Raw genomic sequence first — 15,176 nt, forward strand, 5'->3', positions numbered from 1 at the left:
CGCGCGCAACATGGCGGTCAGCGTCCGCCGCTCGTCGGGCGACAAGGAGAGGGACATGAGAGAGCGAAACATGCCTTCCCCTTCTGCAAGATCAATGCTCCCACTACTTGGTTAACAGTCCACTAGGTTCCAAGGGAATCCTTGGCGAAGTGTCGCGAGTCAAGCCGACGAGGCAGTAGACGGCCTCACGTACTCGGTAACGGCTGCGCGCCATCTCCCGACGCGGCCCTGCATGAATAGCCCCCTGCTGATCCGGGAGATCATGCGGGCTAGGATGCCGGTGCCCGACCCAGCGGGCCGCGCCGGTTTGCTGTACTGGGAGGTTCCGGGGTCATTGCGTATGGGCCTGAACACTGAAGAGACCGCCTTTGGAATTTGGGAGCTCTTGGTCAACCCTGCGACCAAGGAGATTTTCCACTTCGTTTTCAAGAGCAGGACATCATGAGAGCGCAGTTCGAAGTTGCCCCCCTCTTGGCGCCGGTCGAAGGAACTACAGTCTACCGGAAGTCTGAGTACTCGATCGACTTCATTCCCAAGCGGCGCGACGTACCGCCGCTTTCAATAGGTCACCGTCCAAAGGCAAGCCTGGCAATTGGGATGCTGCAACTTGAGGTTGACATAGAGTCGCGACAGGTGTTGTACCCGTGGGGGTACTTTCCAAGTGTCTCGTGGAAGCCGGGCAGCGTTGTGCCTCCACCTGCCATTCGAAATGGCCTACAGGTCGCAGGCGGCACCATCCTTCGCGAGGGAGTGTCGGAGACTCTGTGGGACCGTTCGTTGCTGGAAACGAGGTTTGATCGCTCCTCTGGATGGTTGGAGCTGCGCCTCCTCGGCGGCGCTGAGGGGGGCACTCTAGTGGAGTTCGCATCAAACTGTATTGCAACGCTAGCGCATGGAGCGCTCCGTTCGCTCTACGTGAAGTGTCAGTGGCAATGATGCGGCTGATGCGATAGGGGGTGAACCTTGCGAGAAGTACGGAAGGCCGGTTCGCTGTTGACTACGATCCTTGAGGGTCCCCCCGTGCTTCCTCCAGTGTTAGGCAGACAGGCAGGCCGGGGGTGAAGTGGAGAAAGTACGTGCGTACTCGCTGGGGGTTAAGCGGTGCAAGCTTCGTGGGGTCGGTCATCGTTGTAGAAGCGGCGGTATCGCTCGATGTGGAAGCGGGCGTCCGCCAACGACAGGAAGGAGTGCTGGTTGAGGCATTCGTCCCGAACGCGGCCGTTGAACGATTCGAGGTGCGCGTTCTGGCGTGGCCTCCCGGGCTGGATGAACGCAAGCACGATGCGCCGATCGGCGGCCCACGCATCGAATGCGCGACTCCGCAACTCGCTGCCATTGTCCAGCGACCATCGCCCGGGGCTGGCCGCGCGTGGCGATCACGGCGTCGTCCCTCTTGGAAAACGCCGGCCCACTTCGCATTCCCAAATGCCATGTCAAGGATCACCCACTCTTACGCAGTTGGCGATCACCCAGTCTTACGCACCGGGTTTGCTTGATCTCTTGGGCGTGTCACCTCCTGCTGGGGTGGGGGGTGGAGCAGCGGCGGGCGGCGGCGTGAGGAGCTTGTCGAGCTCCCGGAGCCGGTAGCTGCGCCCGTCGATGTGGACGATGTGCACGTGGTGCAGCAGGCGGTCGAGAATCGCCGTCGTGAGGATCTCGTCGCCGGCGAAGACGTCCGGCCAGTCGCGCACGTGCTTGTTCGTGGTCACGACGATGCTCGCCCGTTCGTAGCGCGCCGAGACCAGACGAAAGAACAGGTTGGCCTCGATCCGGTCCAACGGTCGGAAGCCGACTTCGTCGATGAGCAACAACGCGCTGTTGAGGTAGCGCTTGGACTTGAGGCGCGTCGGCGGGATTGCCGCGTCCGCCTTGAGGGCGTGCAGCAGGTCATCGAGGACGATGTGCATCACCGAGAAGCCGTTCTTGATCGCCTTGACGCCTAACCCGCACGCGAGGTGACTCTTGCCGACTCCTGGCGGGCCGAGGAAGAGCACGTTCTGGCGCTCGCGCACGAAGCTGCACGTGGCGAGCGCGTCGAGCTGCCGGCGGTCGGCCTTGGGCTGGAAGCCCCAGTCGAACGTTTCGAGCGTCTTGCCGCTGGGCAGGCCCGAGAGCGTGAGCATGGTCGCGATCCGGCGTTCGTCCTTGCGCTCGAGCTGGCGCGTGAGGACGCGGCCGAGGAAGGCACTCGGGTCGAGGTGCTCGCGCGCGGCGGCCTCGATGAGTTCGGGCAAGGCACTCGCGGCGTGCTCCATGCCTAACGCGGTGAGCTGCTGGGCCAGGGTATCGAGCGGCAGCGGGGCGGCGGGGCTCATGCGCGCGCTCCGTCGATGAGGGCCACATACGCGTCGAGGGGCCGGGCGACCGCCGTCGGGGCCGGGAGGCGGGCCCCGGCGTCGGCCTGCCAGCGGCCGCGCCGCCCGAGCGGGGGCGGGGCGAGCACGTCGGCCGTCGACGCCCCGTCGTAGTGCGCGGGCTCGAGGACGAGCCGCGCGGCGGTGTGGCGGGGATGCCGGGCCACCTCGGCCCCGGCCGCCCGCACGACGACATGGCGCGCCGTGCCGAGCACCTCGACGTCGCGTCCCACCCACGCGAACGGGACGGAGTACTGGCGGCCCTCGAACGCCACGAGCGCATCGCGCTGTACGCGCCGCGCGACGATCAGGTCGAAGGGCTCGCCCACGACCGGCAGCGGCAACAGGGTCCGCTGCTCGGCGCGCCGCGCCTCGGCGATGGTGGTCCCGGTCGCCGGACAGCGGAGCCGCGCCTCCACCTCGGCCAGACGGCCCGTGACCGCCGCCTGCAACGGGGCGAGGTCGGTCCACGACTGCCGGAAGAGCGGCGCGAGCGCGGTGTGCACCACGCGCACCCGGCGCTCCACCTTCCCCTTGTCCGTCGGCGTCCGGACGCGGCACGGATCGATGGTGAAGCCGCAGGCCGTCGCGAACGCCTGGAAGGCCGGCGTGCACACCGCCGACGGACCGCCGCCCGCGGCCACCGCGGTTTTCAGATTGTCGATCCGCACCACGCGCGGGACGCCGCCGTAGCTCTGGAAGAGTGCGGCATGCCCCGCCTGCCAGGCCACCTGCGTCATCCGCAGGCCGAGCCACAGCGCCGAGCCCCGCGAATGCGCCAGCGTGCCTAACAATCCGAAGAGGCGGACCGCACTCCCCGCGAGGTCGACCCGCTCCTCCAGCCAGTCGTGCTGCGCCTGCATCCCGGGCGGCAACTCGACCCGGCGCACGGCCCGCACGGGCGGGCGGCCCCGCAGGCGCCGGAGGTAGCGGATCAGCGCCGGGTAGCTCCCGGCATATCCGTGGTCGCGCACCAGTGTCTCGAACACCAACCGCCCGCAGACGGGGCGGCCCTCTGGCACCGTCGGGGCCAGCGTCTCCAGTGCGGCCGCCACGGCCGACTCGAATCCATCGACCGCCGTCGCCTGGTCGGCCCGCCGGTCCCGGGCCCCGCTGGCCAGCCGCTTCCGGCGGTAGCGCAAGGCCCCCTCCGTCACGTGCAAAAGCGCGGCGGCCCCGCGGCCGGACACGCGCTCCTCCCGAATCAATTCGTCCATCATCTGCACCTGCTCCTGACGCAAGACGGTCATGCCCGGCTCCGCGCGCTCAAGGGTGCGCGAAGGGTGCGGTCACGCGCCGCACCGGGCGAGGTCAGGTGCGTAGATCTGGGTGATCGCTAGTGCGTAAGAATGGGTGATCCCGTACATGCCAACGGCTCACTGCCACGCCTGATAGGGGTGTGCCCTGTCACCAGCGCGTGCCCTGACGAAGCGTCGCGTGACGCGGACGTGACGCGGCTGCGTACTAGTCCTTCCACGCGCTCACACCTTCGCGCAGTCAACATGACCGATTGCATTGCGCGTCATGCTCGAGGTCGCCAGAATCGACGCGCCGCGGGGGTCCTTGAGGTCGCGCGGGAACAACACCGTCCCGAGAGTCTCAGCGCGGCCAACCTTGGCGGAGGCAGGGAGGAGGCGGCTTGGCACCAACCGCAGGACAGGAAGAATGGGCAACCGGCAGCACAATACGGCCGATCCTCACTCGGCTCGCCGAGTTCGCGCGCTTCTCCCACCTGACGATCACGCTCGAAGGTGAGTCCGGCACCGGGAAGTCGCGGCTGGCGCGCTGGGTCCACTCCGCATCGTCACGCGCCCATGCGCCGTTCGTCGAGGTGGATACCGGCGCCATCGATGACCAACTCGCGGGATCAGAACTCTTCGGCCACGTCGCCGGCGCCTTCACAGGCGCGACACACGCCCGGTCCGGCCTCCTGGCCTCCGCGAACCGCGGCACCCTGTTCCTCGACGAAGTCGGCAAGGCCACGCTCCACCTCCAGAAACGCATCCTGAACCTGCTCGAGCGCCGCACCGCTCGACCGGTGGGAGGCGACCGCGAAGTCACGTACGACGTTCGCTTCGTGGTCGCCACGAACGTCAGTCTCGAAGACCTCACCGCGCGCGCGGAACTCCTCCCCGACCTGCTGCCTCGACTCTCCGGGTTTCGGGTCCGCGTACCACCACTGCGCGAGCGGCGCGCAGACATCCCATTGCTGGCGCACGCGATCCTCGACAAACACGCCGCACTGTTCGGCTACCACGCGCTTCCCGACATCGCGCCAGAACTCTCCGAGGCCCTCTCGAAGTGCGATTGGCCCTACAACATCCGGGAACTCGACAACGTCGTACAACGCATCCTCGTCGCCGCGCGCGGTGCGTCTACGTTGACCCTCGAGCACTGCCGCGACGAAGATCTGCTCTTCGTCCGACAAGTCGCACTCGGCAGCGTTGAACGTCAGGTCACCCCAGCCATCGCAGCAGAGGCCGTGAAGAAGAGCCGGTCCATCGCACAGGCAGCGCGCGACCTCGGCGTCGCCCGCTCCACGGTGCAGCGACAATTGCGCCGCCACGACCACGGCTTCCAATCCGACACGCAAGAAGCCGTGTAGCGCGACAGGCGCTGCAGTACCTGCACGCCGTAGCGCGACATGATGTGCAGCGCAGAGCCAATGGCGCTGACGATGCCGAAACACAAGCCAGACAACGGCTTCCCCTGAGCGTGACATCCGGGCAAGGGAATTGCCTTCTCGGAGGACGTGACTGCCCCGTCCCCCCATCGCCCCGTTCATCTCGCAGACGGCCTGACGCGTGGCTACCTCCTGCGTCATCGAGTGTGTCCGCAGACGGTTGCTGACGATGGTGCCCTCATTCTCGCGACGGCCACCGAAGCCGTCGCACCCGAAGTGCTGGACGACCTCGCGCTGACCTATGATCGCGAAGTGCGTCATGTCTCCGTCACCGACGGTGACCTCGAGATCCTGATCGAACGTCTCGTCGTCAGCGCGGAGCGCGGAGTTGAGGTCACGCGGACGGGTACAGACGACGACCTCGTCTCGGACGTCCGCGACCTCGCCTCGCAACCGCCGGTCATCAGGTTCGTCAACATGCTCCTTCGCGATGCGTTCGACGCCGGGGCAAGCGACATCCACGTCGAAGCGACGCGCGATGGGCTTGCCGTGCGCTATCGCCTGGATGGGGTCCTGGCTCCGGCGCCGGAGCCGAGCTTCGACCTGCGCCACGCGGTCGTCTCTCGGATCAAGCTTCTGGCCGATCTCGATATCGCCGAACGCCGCAGGCCACAGGATGGCCGGATCCGCGTCCGGCTGGAAAATCGCGACCTCGACGTTCGGGTCTCGACCGTTCCTACCATGCACGGCGAAAGCGTCGTGATGCGTCTCCTCGAACGCGGAGGACGACCCATCGAACTCGCCGCGCTTGGCCTCGGCGCCGCCCTCCTTCCGCACGTAGAGAGCGTGGTCGCTCGACCACATGGCATGTTGCTCGTGACCGGTCCAACCGGAAGCGGCAAGACCACGACACTGTATGCTGCGCTCAATCGCCGAGCGGCGTCGCGGGAGAAGATCATCACGGTCGAGGAGCCGATTGAATATCAGCTTGCAGGGATCGCCCAGGTCCCGGTTCACCGGGACGCTGGAGTGACCTTCGCGACCGCGCTTCGCTCCATCCTGCGACAGGATCCTGACGTGGTCATGATCGGCGAGATGCGCGACGCCGAGACCACCGAGATTGCTGTGCAGGCGGCGCTCACGGGACACCTCGTCCTCTCCACGCTTCATACAAACGATGCGCTGAGTGCCATCCCCAGGCTCCAGGACCTGGGTGCGCCCGAGTTCCTGATTGCGGCGACCATCGAGGGAGTTCTCGCGCAGCGTCTCGTAAGGAAGATCTGCGATGTGTGTGCCGTGACTGAGGACGTCGATGATGCATCGCTCGCCGAGCTGGCTGGGCGCCCGATGCGACGGATGCCAGTTCGGCGCGGGATTGGGTGCCGAGCGTGCCGAGGCACGGGCTATTCCGGACGCACCGGCATCTTCGAGTTCCTTCGAATGACGGATGCGATGCGCGACGCGATTACCCGGCGTGCCTCACGGACCGAGCTGCGTGAGGTGGCGTTGGCGGACGGATTCGTTCCCATGCAGGCGGATGCCTGGACCCGCGTGCAGCAAGGGCTCACCACCGTCGAGGAGGCGCTCCGTGTCGTCAGGCACTAGGGCTGCGACGAAATGGCAGCGACGGGGATTCTCGCTGCTGGAACTCATCGTGGTGATCGCCATCATCGCGACCCTGGCGTCGCTCGTGGCGCCATCGGTGTTCCGCAACGCCGGGGATGCGAAGGTGGCGGCGGCTCGAAGCCAAATCAGCAGCATCGCGCTCGCGCTCGATACCTATCGCATCGACACCGGCGACTACCCACGCGAGGGTGATGGCCTCCAGGTACTCGTGCGCGATCCCGGAGGAGGCGGATGGCGTGGACCTTACCTTCGGAGGGGGCTGCCGCGGGATCCCTGGGGCAACGAATACGTCTACAGGAGAAATGCCGCCGCTGGCGATGACTTTGCGCTCGTGTCGCACGGGCGAGATGGACGACCCGGCGGCTCCGGAGAGGACGCCGACATCAGCTCGGCCGATACGGGGGCGGCGCGATGACCGTCGGCTCGAGACGCGTCCGCGCGACGCGCCACGAACTCTCCATTGGCCTGACCTCGCTAGGGTCGTTGCTGGCTACCTCCATGTCGATCACGCGCGTGCTCGATGCCTTCGAGACGCTGTGCCCGGAGCGCTGGCGTGGGCCGTTGGTCGACGTGCGTGCGCGCGTACGCAACGGCGCGTCCCTGGCAACGGCGATCGAGCAGTCGTCGTTGCGACTGCCCGCCGACGCGATTGGCATGATACGCGCCGGCGAAGAGCGTGGAGCGCTCGCGGAGGCGGTGCAGCAGGCGGCGGCACAGGCTACGCAGGACGCGCAGGCGCGCAGTGCCGTCATGCAAGCGCTCTCCTATCCCGCGCTGCTGTCAGCGGCCGGACTTGCAACCCTCGCCGTGATGGCCACGGTGGTACTGCCCAGGTTCTCGGTCTTGCTCGAAGACGCTGGAGTGGCGCTCCCACGGTCCACCTCTCTCCTCATGGCAACGGGTGACGTCGCAGGTCGGGCGGCGCTGCCCCTCGGCCTGCTTGCGATCGCTGGTGGCTACGCAGCGGCTCACGTTCTCCAGGATGCGCACCATCGGGAGAGATGGCACGAACTTCTCCTGAACGTACCAGTGGTGGGAGCGTTGCGACGTCGCCTGGCAAGCGCGAGGCTTACCGCGATCCTGGCCAGCCTGCTCAATGCGGGCGTGTCGTTACCGCGCGCGCTGGAGATTGGCGCCGCCGCCCTTGGGGATGAGGCGATCCGTCAGCGCACACTCGCTGCGCGTGCGGCCATCCTCGGTGGTCAGGGCCTGGGCAGTGCGCTCGCGCAGACGGGAACACTCACGGATACTGCCCAGCGTTTGGTGGGAGCCGGTGAGGCGGGAGGTCGCCTCACGGAAATGCTTCGCCACGCGGCAGAACTCGACCAGCGCGCCGCGCTCGACGGGCTCCGCGTGGCAGTGCGCCTCATCGAGCCTGCACTGGTGCTCATGGTCGGGGGATTGATCGCGCTCATGGCAGCCACGCTGCTTCAGACCATGTACGCGCTCCGGCCATGACGCGCCGAGGCTTTTCCTTGCTGGAGGTCATCGTCGTCACGGCGATCCTCGGGTTGCTTGGCGTCGTTGCATTGGGCTCGCGGATGACACCACGTGAGCGCGGCGTGCGCGCTGACCAAGAGGTCGCGCTGCGCCGGCGCGCGGTGAACGATGGCAGGCCGCACACGGACACGGTCCGCGTCGGCGACCAGGTCATGCTGATCACGGCGTATCCTGACGGCCGGGTGACGCAGGCGGATCCTCGCGCGGGAGCAGGGTCATGACCAGACGGCCAGGTGTAGTCCTTCTCGACGCGCTCCTTGCTTTGGTACTGGTGGCGGTGGTCTCGCTCGGTGCATTCGACCTTCTGCGGCAGTCGATGCGCGCGCGCGAGGCAACGTCGGATCATGCGCGACGCCTGCGAGAGGTGGATCGGCTGTTGTCTTCGGTTGCCATGTGGCCACGTGGTGAGCTCGACCTGCACCTGGGTCGCCGCCGTCAGGGAACCTGGTGGCTCGACATTCAGCGGTCAGAACGGGGACTGTATCGCGTGAGCATTGTCGACGGGCGGAGTGGCCGCGCATGGCTCTCCACTGTCCTCGGGGGCGCATGACCCGCATGCGAGGAAGGAAGGGTCTCACCCTGATCGAAGTGCTCCTCGCGCTTGTGGTGGCGTCCACGATCCTGCTCATGGCGCGCCACCTCATGTCAGTTGCCACCACGGCACTGGACCGCGCCAAGGATGACGCGTCGCCTGTCGACGCAGCGTACGTCGCATTACGGACGCTGTTCCTGCATGCGTCGTCTGGAGAGTTCGGGGCGCTACTGGGCGACGAGAACAGGCTCGCATTTCGGAGTCAGTGCGACGCACCAGGAGGCTGGCTCGAGGCGTGCGATGCCGAACTGACGATCGAGCAGGGCGACGACGGATGCAGCCTGCATCTCAGCGCCGGCGGCAGCCCTGTCGCCATCGCGTCCCGGCAACCGTGCGGGTTGCGATACCTGGTGACCGCGGCGGGCGGCGGAGAATGGGCATCGACGTGGACCGATGCAGCGCACCGTCCCGTCGCGGTCGAAGTCGTCGCTGGTGGCGACACGCTGATCTTTCGCGTAGGCGGGAGATCATGACGCGGTCGCGCTCAGGCTTCGTGCTGTTGGTGCTTCTGCCTGCGCTGGTTGTGGCCGGGGCAGTGGTGGCGGCGGTGGAATTCGAGACGCGGGGCGCGATGAGGCGTGAGGCGAATGTGTCGGCGCGGCTCGAGGCGGAATGGCTGGCGGAGGGTTGTGCGCTCGAGGTGCGGTTCCAGGCCAGCAGGAGCATGGCAGAGGCGCCGTCATCACGAGGAGGCGCCGACGTGGTATGGCGTCACCTGGACCGTGAAGTCGCCTCCATGGGCGCTGCGTCGGAGTGTTCGTGGGCGCTGACTCCGGGTGGAACCCGGATGAACCTCACTCGGCTCGACGAGCACGCCCTGGCGACCGGCCTCGTTGCCGCGGGGCATGGTCGCTCTGAAGCCGGCGACCTGGCGGCAGCAATCCTTGATTGGGTAGACGCTGATACGGTGCCTCGCCCGCGCGGTGCAGAAGCGTCGTGGTACGACCATGCTGGTCGACCGCTGCCTGCAAACAGACCACTGCAGTCGCTGCATGAACTCCAGTGGGTACGGGGTGGCGCGGGGACTGTTGCACACTCGCTGCTTAGCCTGGACAATGAACCAATCAACCTCCGGCACGCTCCAGTGTGGGTCCTGGCCACGCTGCCTGGAGCGACGCCAGCGCTGATCAACCGGTGGCTCGACGCGCGAGCGCGCGACCTCCCCATGCCGGAGATCGAGCAGGTCGCCATGGGGCTTCCTGCCGATGCCCGGAGAGAACTCGACGAGAACCTCGCTGCACTACGAGCGGCAATCGTTCCCGAGCCGCCTTCGTGGCATCTCTCGGTGGAAGTCGCTCGTGCACATGGCGTGGGTGTGCGGCTGGAGCAGCGGCTGGTGCGCGCCATCGGCCGGATCGCGGTGCAGGGAGAGCGTCGCACATGGCGCTGAGAGCGATCCTCGTCCTGTCCGTGTACGGCGGCGGAGTGCGTGGCGCGCTCGTCGACGAACGCGGCGGCTTCGGAACGACCACTGCGTCGAGCGACGACGACAAGGACCCGATTGCCGCGGTGCACATGGCAATCGCCGCGTTTCGCGAACAGCCTGCGCGGGACGTGCTCGTCGTGGCATCCCCGTCGCTCATGCCGGCGCAGGTCGTGTCGGCAAGCGTCGCGGGCGACGTGGAGTCGCTGCGCGAGCGGTTCCTGGCGTGCGATGATCCCATCTTCGCTGTCTCCGACGGCCGCGACGGCTCCAGGCTCGTGGCGATGATGGACAAGAAACGCGTGCAGGGCCTGGTCGAGGTCGTCGAGCGCAGCGGTCGGCGGCTCCGAGCGATCATACCGACTGCGGCCGCACTCGAGGCATCACCCGATTTCTCTCGAGCCTCGTGGCTGGATGGACGCGCTCTCGTCAGCGTCGAACGGGCGCAGGGATGGCCGGTCGGTCGTCGATGCCGACCCGGCGTCCAATCGGAACCATCGATACGAACCGAGTGGCCGAATACGTGGAGTGACGTGGCGGGTGCGATAGCCGCATGGAAGCGGGGAGGTCCGGCGATTGACCCGCAGCACATCGGTAGTGCAAGGACGCGCGCCACACCCCTGCGCCTGCTGGCGCTCGCACTCTTCGCGGCGGGACTGCTCGCCGCGCCCGTGGTCACGCGCTCCATGCGAGTGCGTCACTACGAAGAGCAACTGGCGCTACGGCAGCAATGGCAGCGCACCCTTGCGGTGCAGCAGCGCGCTCTCGCGCGTGCGGAAGCAGAGCTTCACTTGATAGCGGCGTTTCAGCTACGAGTAACGCCCCTCGCCAGGCTTGCGGAGATAGCGACGGACCTCCCTGCGGACGTGCATGCGATCTCCGTCGAACTGGACTCCGCTCGTGTGCAGGTCGCCGTGAGGGGACGCGACGTCGGCCGCGTCACCTCGCGACTGGCGAGTCGCTCGTGGTGCCGGGAGGCGCGATTCACCGGTCCGATCAGCCAGGACACGCCGTCGGATTCCACGACGGACTCGATCCAGCGCGGAACGATCGACTGTCCGCCCCTTGGCGCAGCCGCATCACCATGAGCGGGAGCCGTCTTCGCGTGTACGCGCGCCTGCTCTGGCTCTGTGGCGCCTTGCTCGTGCTTCGTGCCGCGCCGTGGTACGCCAGGCGCATGAGCGAGTTGGGAGAGCGCGAGCGCATGTTGCTCGACCAGCTGACGCGACTCGATGCGGCGCGCCGGCTGCCGCAGCGCACGTGGTTGTTTGAGGTGCGTGACTCGCTGGTGGGCGGTGCTCCGGTGAGTGGCTCGGCTGGCTCCGCCGCAGGCGATCTGGCGTCATGGACGTCCGAACAGGGCCTCGCCTCGGGCGTTGCGTTCGACATGATCGCTCCCGTCGTCGATACCACGGCGACGGCCCGAAGCCTGTGGAGTGCGTCCGTGAGCGCCGAGGGTTGGGCGGATATCGGGGCGCTTACGACGTTGCTCGCACTGATCGCGGGCAGCTCTCGCCTGGTTCGGGTCGCGAGCATGACTGTGACGGCACCGGGGACGAGCCGGGCCGATGAAGCCGAGCGGCTGCGAATCAGGTTGTCCGTCGAAGGGTTGTATCGTCCCGAATCCGCGCCGCGATGAACCGCCGCCACGCTCGAATGGCTGCTCCGCTTGCCGTCGTCGCTATCGCCGCAAGCGCCTGGGCGAGCCTGCCCGCCGATGAACCACCGTCCGTTCGTTCGCCGGTCCCCGAGATCCATCTCGCTGCGCCGATGGTTGCGGAGTCGATCGCGGCGGCAGCAGAGGTCGTCGAGCGTCGCAATCCGTTCAGTATCTCACGGCGTCCGGTTACAACGTCTCAGCGCGTGGAGCCCGCGGCTGCACGTCCTCAGCCGCCGCTGCTTCAGCTGCAAGGCATCGTTGGCGGGCCGCCGTGGTCGGCAGTGGTGCAGGGCATACCAGGACGCGACGGGGAAGTGCTCGTCCAGCCGGGAGACACGATTGCCGGCCTGCGCATCGTCCGGGTGACATCGACGTCGGTGCTGGTTGCCATGCGCGACACGGCCTGGGCGCTTCGGCTCGCGGGTGACGAGCGTTGAGGCGCGTCCTCGTGGGTGCCCTGCTGTGCGCCTCGTCGGCGCTGTCAGCGCAGGTGACAGATACGACGCGTGCGACAGGCGACAGTGTCTCGGTGCGGCTGATCGACGTGGAACTGCGCACCGTGGTCCAGTCGCTGGCGCGCTACCTGGATCGGCCATTGATGTTCGGGACGCTGCCGTCGCAACGGGTGTCCTTTGAAACCCCGTCAGCGGTGCCTCGCACACGGATTCTCACGTTGCTCGCGGGTCTCCTGGAGAGCAACGGCCTGCGCCTCGTCGTGGATACGGCCTTCTACTCGGTGCGACCGGTGCGAGAGCCCTCTGAGCAACCTGCGGGCGGAGATTCTGCACGAGCTCGTGGGCCGACTGAGCTATTCGTCGTGCGCCTCCGCCACGCGCGGGCAAGCGAAGTGGCGGCGACGGTGAACTCGTTGTATGGGAGGCCTTCGTCGTTTGGCGAGATCAAGACGCCGCCATCGACGCTGGGTGGGGAGCTGCGCGCCAACCTGGTTCCCGAAGCAGGCACTCCGCCACCGCAAGCCGTGGCAGCAATTGCGGGACGCGAGGCGAGCTTCACCGGCGAGGTCACTATCATGCCCGACCCGCGCGCGAACAGCCTGCTCGTGCGTGCGACCCGCAGCGACTTCGAGCTGATCGAGGCGGCGGTGCGGGAACTCGATGTGCGGCCACTGCAGGTGTTGATCGAGCTGCTGATCGCCGAGGTGCGCCGCGACCGCAGCCTGAGCTTCGGCGTCGAATCCACGTTGCCCAAGCAGAACCTCCCATCGAGTGGAACGTCGATCTCGGCGTCTACGACAGGGCTCGGGCTCGGTGACTTCGTTCTGCGCTTGATGGAGATCGGAGGCGTCAACGTCGACGCCACGTTGCGTGCGGCGGCCTCACGTGGCGACGTGACGATCGTGTCGCGGCCCGTGGTGATCACGGCGAACAACCAGCCAGCCCAGATCCTCGTGGGGAGCCAACGGCCCTTCGTTCAGGTGTCGCGCGCCCTGCCCACCGATTCACCGCTGCGTGATCAGGTCGTGCAGTACAAGGAAGTCGGTACGAAGCTCTCAGTGCTGCCGACGATTTCTGACGACGGCTACGTAATGCTCGAAGTGACGCAGGAAGTGAATGCCGCGACCGCGGAGACACAGTTCGACGCGCCGGTGATCTCGACTCGGCATGTGCAAACGCGGCTCCTGGTGCGCAATGGCCAGACGGTGGCGTTGGGTGGGCTGACCGACCAGCAGCGCGACCAGAACCGCAGCGGCGTGCCAATCCTGTCGGGGATCCCGATCATCGGCGGCTTGTTTGGAAAGTCCGTCAAGCGAACCACGGAAACGGAGCTGTTCCTGTTCCTGACCCCGCGGGTGCTTCGCAGTGACGAAGACGCCGATTCCGTGACTACGCCCATGAAGACCAGGGCCGAGCGACTCAAGCCATGACGCTACCGTTGACGCCATCGCCGCTGGTGGGTCGTTCCCCCGCGATCGAGAAGCTTCGCTGGCAGATCGCGAAGGCGGCCGCCAGCCCACTGCCGATTCTCATCGAAGGACAGACCGGTGTCGGCAAGGAACTCGTCGCGGAGGCGATCCATAGGGAGAGTCGGCGCCCTGGGTCCCTCGTGGCCCTGAACGTCAGCGCCATCGCCGACACGTTGTTCGAGGACACGTTCTTCGGACACGTGAAGGGCGCGTTCACCGGCGCGCTGCGTGATCACGATGGCGTGCTGGCGGAGGCGCACAACGGCACCCTCTTTCTCGACGAAATCTCGACCCTCGCGCCCACGACGCAGGCGAAGCTGCTCCGAGTTGTCGAGACGAGGCGGTTCAGGCCACTGGGGGCGCGTCATGACCGGACGAGCAACTTTCGCCTGGTCGCCGCGACGAATCAGCCGATTGCCGGGCTGGTGACGGCGGGGCTGTTTCGAGACGATCTCGCACATCGCCTAACGGGGCTGACCCTGAGGGTGCCGCCACTCAAGGAGCGGCTGGATGACGTGTCGATGCTCGCGACTCACTTCGCTGAGCAGTTCGCGTCGCAGGGTGGTCGCTTTGCGCGCCTCGCGGACAGTGCTGTCGCGGCGCTCGAGGAGTACGAGTGGCCGGGGAACGTGCGTGAGTTACGCGCCGTCATCGAAGTGGCGATCACGATGAGCGAATCGGCCCTCGTGACGCGTCAGGACATCTCGGCGCTGCTCGCCGATCGCCGGCGCGCGACTGCGGTCGATGAAGAGAGCGAGGGGCAGCGGCGTCGGCTGATGGAGTTGCTGGTGCGGCACGAGTGGGATACGAGCGCGGTTGCGCTTGAACTCGGCGTGGATCGGGGGACGGTATATCGATGGCTGAGGAGCTTGGGCATTCCGACGTTGCGAAGGAGGGCGCGAGGCTCAGGCACCACGAGCGTGGCTTTCGGCTGATCTCGACGCACTCGTTCATTCCGGGTGACATCTCTTTGTCGAAGGCAAGGCGCGTATCCGCATTAACGCAATGGGACCGACGACACGCCAAGAGTGACAAGTGGATTCTGTTGCGTACCGTCGCCAAAACCCTTCGGTACCGATGCCACGTTCACGCGTCTCCAGGGATCGCCTGCGATCGAAAGGTCACGCTAGATCGAAACGATCGTACGCTCGACTGCAGAAGGATGAGAGGGGTAACCTCGATGTTGTCGGCTGCGACCGCGGTGCTCCGGCAGTTGCTCGCCACCTGGGCGGAAGCGGATGCTGGACTCGCGCCGCGCGCAACCGCAATCCGAGCGCGGGTTGCGCAGCTGGAAGGCTCCCAACGATCGCGACCTCAGGACACCCCGCGCGTCGCGCGATAGCTCGCCTCGCTCGAACACGCGTTGCGCGCCAGCGTGACGAACGCGCCGCGGGACACCTCGAACTGGCACGAATTCGCGTGGAACTCGGGCCAGATGCCCGCCTGGCGGAGGTACGGATCAAGAACGCGCGCC

17 protein-coding genes are annotated in these 15,176 nt (G+C 66.8%); 13 read left to right on the plus strand and 4 right to left on the minus strand.

The features are described from left to right. Positions 1-1,094: 1,094 nt before the first annotated feature. The 3 genes from IT361_05995 to IT361_06005 form a co-directional block, all read right to left on the minus strand. Positions 1,095-1,325, minus strand: a complete 231-nt coding sequence (locus IT361_05995; GenBank protein MCC6317228.1) for a transposase — start codon at positions 1,323-1,325, stop codon at positions 1,095-1,097. 150 nt (positions 1,326-1,475) lie between these two features. Further along, positions 1,476-2,315, minus strand: coding sequence for an ATP-binding protein (locus tag IT361_06000; protein ID MCC6317229.1), 840 nt, complete (start codon positions 2,313-2,315; stop codon positions 1,476-1,478). Continuing rightward, entirely contained in the window at positions 2,312-3,604 is a 1,293-nt protein-coding gene (locus IT361_06005) for an IS21 family transposase (protein ID MCC6317230.1), read from the minus strand. Before IT361_06005 ends, IT361_06000 begins: the two co-directional genes overlap by 4 nt. 389 nt (positions 3,605-3,993) lie before the next feature. On the opposite strand from IT361_06005, the gene IT361_06010 reads away from it, so the two are divergent. The 13 genes from IT361_06010 (at position 3,994) to IT361_06070 (ending at position 14,637) form a co-directional block, all read left to right on the plus strand. Further along, positions 3,994-4,959, plus strand: coding sequence for a sigma-54-dependent Fis family transcriptional regulator (locus IT361_06010; GenBank protein ID MCC6317231.1), 966 nt, complete (start codon positions 3,994-3,996; stop codon positions 4,957-4,959). Positions 4,960-5,181: 222 nt separating this feature from the next. Further along, entirely contained in the window at positions 5,182-6,582 is a 1,401-nt protein-coding gene (locus tag IT361_06015) for a type II/IV secretion system protein (GenBank protein ID MCC6317232.1), read from the plus strand. Continuing rightward, positions 6,515-7,018, plus strand: coding sequence for a type II secretion system major pseudopilin GspG (gene gspG, locus IT361_06020; GenBank protein MCC6317233.1), 504 nt, complete (start codon positions 6,515-6,517; stop codon positions 7,016-7,018). The genes IT361_06015 and gspG overlap by 68 nt, the downstream gene beginning before the upstream one ends. Positions 7,019-7,101: 83 nt before the next feature. Continuing rightward, positions 7,102-8,061: a type II secretion system F family protein gene (locus IT361_06025; protein ID MCC6317234.1), complete on the plus strand. Its 960-nt coding sequence runs from the start codon at positions 7,102-7,104 to the stop codon at positions 8,059-8,061. Beyond that, positions 8,058-8,324 carry a type II secretion system protein gene (locus IT361_06030; protein MCC6317235.1) on the plus strand — a complete coding sequence of 89 codons (267 nt, stop codon included), beginning with the start codon at positions 8,058-8,060 and terminating at the stop codon, positions 8,322-8,324. The genes IT361_06025 and IT361_06030 overlap by 4 nt, the downstream gene beginning before the upstream one ends. Further along, on the plus strand, positions 8,321-8,653 hold the full coding sequence (locus tag IT361_06035) for a hypothetical protein (protein ID MCC6317236.1): 333 nt from the start codon (positions 8,321-8,323) through the stop codon (positions 8,651-8,653). The genes IT361_06030 and IT361_06035 overlap by 4 nt, the downstream gene beginning before the upstream one ends. Before the next feature lie 5 nt (positions 8,654-8,658). Next, the gene (locus tag IT361_06040; protein MCC6317237.1) at positions 8,659-9,168 is read left to right on the plus strand and encodes a prepilin-type N-terminal cleavage/methylation domain-containing protein; all 510 of its coding nucleotides are present in this window, start codon (positions 8,659-8,661) and stop codon (positions 9,166-9,168) included. Continuing rightward, the gene (locus tag IT361_06045) at positions 9,165-10,085 is read left to right on the plus strand and encodes a general secretion pathway protein GspK (GenBank protein MCC6317238.1); all 921 of its coding nucleotides are present in this window, start codon (positions 9,165-9,167) and stop codon (positions 10,083-10,085) included. The genes IT361_06040 and IT361_06045 overlap by 4 nt, the downstream gene beginning before the upstream one ends. Continuing rightward, positions 10,076-11,206: a hypothetical protein gene (locus IT361_06050; GenBank protein ID MCC6317239.1), complete on the plus strand. Its 1,131-nt coding sequence runs from the start codon at positions 10,076-10,078 to the stop codon at positions 11,204-11,206. The genes IT361_06045 and IT361_06050 overlap by 10 nt, the downstream gene beginning before the upstream one ends. Beyond that, entirely contained in the window at positions 11,203-11,757 is a 555-nt protein-coding gene (locus IT361_06055) for a hypothetical protein (protein MCC6317240.1), read from the plus strand. Before IT361_06050 ends, IT361_06055 begins: the two co-directional genes overlap by 4 nt. Before the next feature lie 17 nt (positions 11,758-11,774). Continuing rightward, entirely contained in the window at positions 11,775-12,215 is a 441-nt protein-coding gene (locus IT361_06060) for a hypothetical protein (protein MCC6317241.1), read from the plus strand. Beyond that, a complete protein-coding gene (locus IT361_06065; GenBank protein MCC6317242.1) occupies positions 12,212-13,663 on the plus strand; it encodes a type II secretion system protein GspD in 1,452 nt (483 codons plus the stop codon). Before IT361_06060 ends, IT361_06065 begins: the two co-directional genes overlap by 4 nt. Beyond that, a complete protein-coding gene (locus tag IT361_06070) occupies positions 13,660-14,637 on the plus strand; it encodes a sigma-54-dependent Fis family transcriptional regulator (protein MCC6317243.1) in 978 nt (325 codons plus the stop codon). Before IT361_06065 ends, IT361_06070 begins: the two co-directional genes overlap by 4 nt. 379 nt (positions 14,638-15,016) lie before the next feature. Here the strand turns inward: IT361_06070 and IT361_06075 are convergent. Next, the coding region (locus IT361_06075; protein MCC6317244.1) for a hypothetical protein at positions 15,017-15,176 on the minus strand (160 nt) is incomplete at its 5' end.

Source organism: Gemmatimonadaceae bacterium (assembly GCA_020846935.1).
In the GTDB taxonomy this organism is placed as follows: domain Bacteria; phylum Gemmatimonadota; class Gemmatimonadetes; order Gemmatimonadales; family Gemmatimonadaceae; genus RBC101.

Excerpts from the sequence above, each read along its gene's own strand:
- IT361_06000 (MCC6317229.1), bottom strand. The coding sequence starts at position 2,315 with ATGAGCCCCGCCGCCCCGCTGCCGCTCGATACCCTGGCCCAGCAGCTC.
- IT361_06005 (MCC6317230.1), bottom strand. The coding sequence starts at position 3,604 with ATGACCGTCTTGCGTCAGGAGCAGGTGCAGATGATGGACGAATTGATT.
- gspG (MCC6317233.1), top strand. The coding sequence starts at position 6,515 with ATGCCTGGACCCGCGTGCAGCAAGGGCTCACCACCGTCGAGGAGGCGC.
- IT361_06025 (MCC6317234.1), top strand. The coding sequence starts at position 7,102 with ATGTCGATCACGCGCGTGCTCGATGCCTTCGAGACGCTGTGCCCGGAG.
- IT361_06030 (MCC6317235.1), top strand. The coding sequence starts at position 8,058 with ATGACGCGCCGAGGCTTTTCCTTGCTGGAGGTCATCGTCGTCACGGCG.
- IT361_06035 (MCC6317236.1), top strand. The coding sequence starts at position 8,321 with ATGACCAGACGGCCAGGTGTAGTCCTTCTCGACGCGCTCCTTGCTTTG.
- IT361_06040 (MCC6317237.1), top strand. The coding sequence starts at position 8,659 with ATGCGAGGAAGGAAGGGTCTCACCCTGATCGAAGTGCTCCTCGCGCTT.
- IT361_06045 (MCC6317238.1), top strand. The coding sequence starts at position 9,165 with ATGACGCGGTCGCGCTCAGGCTTCGTGCTGTTGGTGCTTCTGCCTGCG.
- IT361_06050 (MCC6317239.1), top strand. The coding sequence starts at position 10,076 with ATGGCGCTGAGAGCGATCCTCGTCCTGTCCGTGTACGGCGGCGGAGTG.
- IT361_06055 (MCC6317240.1), top strand. The coding sequence starts at position 11,203 with ATGAGCGGGAGCCGTCTTCGCGTGTACGCGCGCCTGCTCTGGCTCTGT.
- IT361_06060 (MCC6317241.1), top strand. The coding sequence starts at position 11,775 with ATGGCTGCTCCGCTTGCCGTCGTCGCTATCGCCGCAAGCGCCTGGGCG.
- IT361_06070 (MCC6317243.1), top strand. The coding sequence starts at position 13,660 with ATGACGCTACCGTTGACGCCATCGCCGCTGGTGGGTCGTTCCCCCGCG.